Origin of the sequence: Streptomyces sp. WAC06614 (assembly GCF_003949795.1) — a bacterium.
In the GTDB taxonomy this organism is placed as follows: domain Bacteria; phylum Actinomycetota; class Actinomycetes; order Streptomycetales; family Streptomycetaceae; genus Streptomyces.
On sequence record NZ_RPRY01000443.1, the window covers coordinates 1 to 4,663 of the forward strand.

Here is a 4,663-nt window from a genome sequence, read left to right on the forward strand (position 1 = left end):
GGAGTGCCCCCTCGGACCGAGGCGTCGTCAGTGGCCCGAGTGCCCGAAGGGGAAGGCGAGGGGGCAGCAACGGGGCCCGAGGCTGTCCCGCAAGGGGTTCCCGGCGAATGATCTCGGGGTGGGTGGGGTGATCACGGCGTCGGAGCCGGGCTGGATCGGATTGCTCTCGGGACTGAGCGAGCGGCGGTTCCACGAGCTGGTCGGTGGCGTACGGCGCGCGGGGGCGGATGCGGCGACCGGTGGCCGACCCTGGGCGTTGCCGGTGGAGGACCGGGTGCTGATGGTCGCCGCGTACTGGCGCACGGATCTGACGTTGCGGCGGATCGGTCCGCTGTTCGGGGTGTCGAAGTCGGCGGCGGACCGGGTGATCGACCGCACGGCGCCGTTCCTGGCCCTCGCACCGGCCGACCGGAGGCACCCGCTGGGCACCGTCCTGATCGCGGAGGGAGCCACGGCGCTCCTCGTGGCCATCGACACCGGCACCCGGCTCGTCGCAGCGGTGGGTGCCCGGCGGCCCTTCGCCCCCACGCCTTACGGGACGGCAGCCCGCCCGGAGGGCCCGCCGGGCGGGCTCGCCTGATTGCTACGTTGCGCCACGAGGCACCGGTGCAGTCCCGGCCGACCAGAGACGAAGGATGCGCGTGGCACACGAGGAATATGCGGTCGTGGATTTCAGGGCCCTGGTCGAGGACGCGACCGCCATCGTCGACCGGATGGTGCACGACACCACCCTGCAGACCGAGCAGCTGCTCCGGGCGGCAGGTGAGCGGCCGTTACGGTTCCTCCTCCAGGAGGGAGAGGTCCTCGCCGCGCGGGACCGGTACCTCGACGGCATCGGCGAGGCCGCGACCTCCTTCCTGTTGGTCTGCCTCGAGTTGGTGACCTTTCAGCAGAGCTACGAACTGGAGGTCTCCCAGGCGCTCGGTCTCGCCGGCACGGTGGCCGCGGAGCAGGGGCCGGTGTTCAACGCCGAGGGCGTCGACGAACTGACGGCGAGGATGCAGGAAGTGGCGGGGGCCTACGCCCGCCACGTCGAGGAGCTGCAGATCCGTTTCGACGCCGCGTACCACGGCTTCGCGGACGCATGCTCCGCGCAGCTCGACCTCTTCAAGAGCGTCGTCGCGCAGGAGTGCAACATCGTCGTCGAGACCCTGGACGACGCCCTGCAGACGGCGTACGAGACGGGCGAGAGGTTCACCGCCGCCGCGGCGACCGGGGCGAGGGGCGCGGGACTCGCGCTGGTCGTCGCCACGTGTGTCGGAGTGGCGGCGACCACGACTGCCGTCCACGCCGCGGGCGCGGCGGCGTCGACGGTCTGGGGCTACTTCGCCGCCCCGGCAGGCCGGGACTGACCGCGCCCGCTCCGCACGCCGGCCGGCTACCCCGTGCCCGGGCCGCCCCCGCGGTGGCACGGTCGCGCACCGCTCGGCTACCCCGTGCCCGGGCCGCCCCCTCGGTGGCACAGGTCGCGCACCGCTCGGGGCAGCAGGAACAGGGCGCCGGTTCCCATCAGCAGTGCCGTCGCCCGCAGGACGCCCTCCAGGGCCGCGACGTCGACGGCGGCGCCCGAGGGGCCGCCGTCGAGGGTCTCCGCCATCGTCGCCGCCAGTGCGAGCGCGACGGCGGAGGCGAGCATCTTGACGGCGAGGCTGAGGCTGACCGCCGCGGCGGCCTTCGCGGGCGCGGTCCGGTGCTGGGTCAGCACGGTGGTCAGCGCACCGGCCAGGCCGATCCCCAGGCCGCACACCACCAACCCGGTCAGGTAGAGGACCAGCCCCTCGGCCCGGACCACGAGCAGGATGCCGAACCCGATCGCCGCGGTCGCCGCGCACAGCCAGACGGAGGCGTAGGCGCTCCCGGCCACCTTGCCGGCGGCGTAGCTCGCCGACGCGTCCGACACCGACAGGGCCAGGACGATGCCTCCTGCCACGCTCGGCGGGAGCCCCTGGGTGGCCTGGAGGTAGATGGCCGAGAAGGTGGAAACGACGGTGTAGGCGATGAGGGACAAGGCCCCCACGGCGGTGAGCAGCTGCACCACGGGGTCCAGCAAGAAGTCCCGGTCGTACAGCGGGTGACTGCTCCTGAGCTCCTGCCGCGCGAAGTTGCCCAGGAGGGCCGCCCCGCCGAGGGCACACGCCAGCACGGTCGGCGAGGTCCAGCCCCACGTGGATCCCCGGTCCACGGCCAGCGTGAAGCCGACGAACCCGAGCACCACGGAGCAGGTGCTCGTCAGCGGCGGGCGCCGGGCCGTGGCGCCGGGGTCGTACGAGGGCCTGACGCACCACTGGATCAGGGGGATCGCCAGCAGGCCCACGGGCACGTTGACGAGGAAGAGGTAGCGCCAGTTCAACTCCGCGAACAGCCCGCCGACGAGGGGCCCGAGGGCCGCCCCCGCCCCGGCCGCCCCCAGGACGAACGCCAGCCCCCGGTTCTTGAGCCGTCCCCGGAACATTCCGGAGATCATGGCGACGGCGCCGGGTACGACGAGGGCACCGCCCACGCCCTGCACCACACGGCCGACGACGAGCACGACGAGGTCGCCGGCCGTCGCGCAGACGACCGAACCCACGAGGAAGACCACCATCCCGTAGATCGTCGCCCTGCGCCGCCCGCGGGCGTCCGCGAGCCATCCTGCGAAGGGCAGCAGGCCACCGAACGCCAGCATGTAGGCGGTGAGCACCCACTGGAGGTCGGTCACCGGCTGGGAGAAGTCGCGGGCGATGCGGGTGAGCGAGAGGTTGACCGCGAGCCAGTCCAGCTGCACGGCCATGGTCGACAGGGCGGCGGCCAGCAGGGCGAACCGCTCCCGCCACGAGAAGGAGGCGGGACGTTCGCGCTCGGCCGACGATGTCATGGGGGACGAGATCCGTTCCTCCGGTCAGTCGTGGGGCGGCAGGTGGCCGATCTGGTGGTCGGCGGCGTTCAGGGCCTCGGTGACCAGGCGGCCCAGGTGTCCGTGGCGGAGCCGGTAGATGACGTGGCGGCCGTCCTTCCGGGTGGCGACCAGGCCGGCCAGGCGCAGGCGGGCGAGGTGCTGGCTGACCGAGGTGCGGGAGGCGCCGGCGGACTCGGTGAGGGTGGTGACGTCGGCCTCGCCCCGGGCGAGCTGCTGGAGCAGGGCCAGCCGGGTCCGGTCCGCGAGCAGGCCGAGGATCTCCACGGCGACGCCGAGCCGATCGCCTGCGGCCCGAGCGGGCGGGGCCTGATCCATCACGTCCACATGTGCGCGCATATGCACATGATGCTACGGTCGGAACGTCCCGTCCAATCCGATCTGCCCGGGATGGTGTGAGAGCGTGTACGACCCCCAGCCCACCCCACGGACGCCCGCGGCCGGTCAGGGCCACTCGCCCGGGCACGGCGATGCGGCAGGTCATGGCCATGCGGCCGGTCGGGCCTCCGGGCCCGGCCACTCGCCCGGGCACGGCGATGCGGCAGGGCTCGGCCACGCGGCCGGTCACGCCCCCGGGCACGACCACGCGGCCGGGCAGGGCCCCGGGGACGGCGACGCGGCCGGTCACGGCCCCGCGGCCGGCCACGGCCACGCGGCCGGTTATGGCGACGCGGCCGGCCACGGCCACACGGCTGGCCACGGCCACACGGCCGGCCACGGCCACGCGGCCGGTCACGGCCCCGGGCACGGCCCCGACCACGCGCCCGCCGACGGTCACGCTCACGCCCGGAGCCGGACGGCGCGTGCCGACGGTCACGCCCACGCCCCGAGCCGGACGGCGCGGTTGCGCCACCGGCTCGCGCACCTCGTCACTCCCCACGGCCACGAGCCGGCGGACAAGATCGACCCCGCGATGGAGGCCTCCCGCGAGGGCATGCGCACCCTGTGGCTGTCCCTCGGCGTCCTCGGCCTGACCACCGTGGTCCAGGCGGTGATCGTCGCGCTGTCCGGGTCGGTGGCGCTGCTGGGCGACACCGTCCACAACGGGGCCGACGCCCTGACCGCGATACCCCTGGGCACGGCCTTCCTCCTGGGCCGGCGGAGGGCGAACCGCCGCTACACCTACGGCTACGGCCGCGCCGAGGACCTCGCCGGCATCGCGATCGTCCTGACCATCGCCGCCTCCTGCGCCCTGGCCGCCTACGAGGCCGTCGGCCGCCTGCTGCACCCGCAGCCCGTCTCCCACCTGTGGGCCGTCGCCGCCGCCGCGGTCGTCGGCTTCATCGGCAACGAGTGGGTGGCCCGCTACCGCATCCGCACCGGCCGCAGGATCGGCTCCGCCGCCCTCGTCGCCGACGGCCTGCACGCCCGTACCGACGGCTTCACCTCGCTCGCCGTCCTCCTCGGCGCCGGCGGCCTCGCCCTCGGCTGGCGGTGGGCCGACCCCGTCGTCGGCCTCCTCATCACCGTGGCCATCCTCCTCGCCCTCAAGGACGCCGCCCGCGAGGTCTACCGCCGCCTCATGGACTCCGTCGACCCCCGGCTGATCGACACGGCCGAAGCCGCCCTGCGCGGTGTGGACGGCGTCCAGCACGTCGGAAGCGTCCGCATGCGCTGGATCGGCCACACCCTGCGCGCCGAGGCCGACATCGTCGTCGACCCCGACATCACCGTCCACCAGGGCCACGCCATCGCCGTCGACGCCGAACACGCCCTCATCCACGCCGTCCCCCGCCTGACCGCCGCCACCGTCCACACCGACCCCCACGC

General features: G+C 74.3%; 4 protein-coding genes and 1 pseudogene. 3 read left to right on the plus strand and 2 right to left on the minus strand.

The features are described 5' to 3' along the window. Positions 1 to 118: 118 nt before the first annotated feature. Positions 119 to 523, plus strand: a pseudogene (locus EF918_RS32750) (transposase family protein); the annotation flags it as partial. A gap of 142 nt (positions 524 to 665) precedes the next feature. After that, entirely contained in the window at positions 666 to 1,352 is a 687-nt protein-coding gene (locus tag EF918_RS32755) for a hypothetical protein (protein WP_125652541.1), read from the plus strand. A 77-nt stretch (positions 1,353 to 1,429) separates the two neighbouring features. Here EF918_RS32755 and EF918_RS32760 read toward each other — a convergent pair whose 3' ends face one another. After that, positions 1,430 to 2,854, minus strand: a complete 1,425-nt coding sequence (locus tag EF918_RS32760; protein ID WP_125652542.1) for an MFS transporter — start codon at positions 2,852 to 2,854, stop codon at positions 1,430 to 1,432. A 24-nt stretch (positions 2,855 to 2,878) separates the two neighbouring features. Continuing rightward, a complete protein-coding gene (locus EF918_RS32765; RefSeq protein ID WP_185922030.1) occupies positions 2,879 to 3,232 on the minus strand; it encodes a helix-turn-helix transcriptional regulator in 354 nt (117 codons plus the stop codon). A 505-nt stretch (positions 3,233 to 3,737) separates the two neighbouring features. On the opposite strand from EF918_RS32765, the gene EF918_RS32770 reads away from it, so the two are divergent. Further along, the coding region (locus tag EF918_RS32770) for a cation diffusion facilitator family transporter (protein ID WP_148141308.1) at positions 3,738 to 4,663 on the plus strand (926 nt) is incomplete at its 3' end.

Bases quoted from the DNA above. Each gene is read 5' to 3' on its own strand.
- EF918_RS32765 (WP_185922030.1), bottom strand. From the start codon at position 3,232: ATGCGCGCACATGTGGACGTGATGGATCAGGCCCCGCCCGCTCGGGCC.
- EF918_RS32760 (WP_125652542.1), bottom strand. From the start codon at position 2,854: ATGACATCGTCGGCCGAGCGCGAACGTCCCGCCTCCTTCTCGTGGCGG.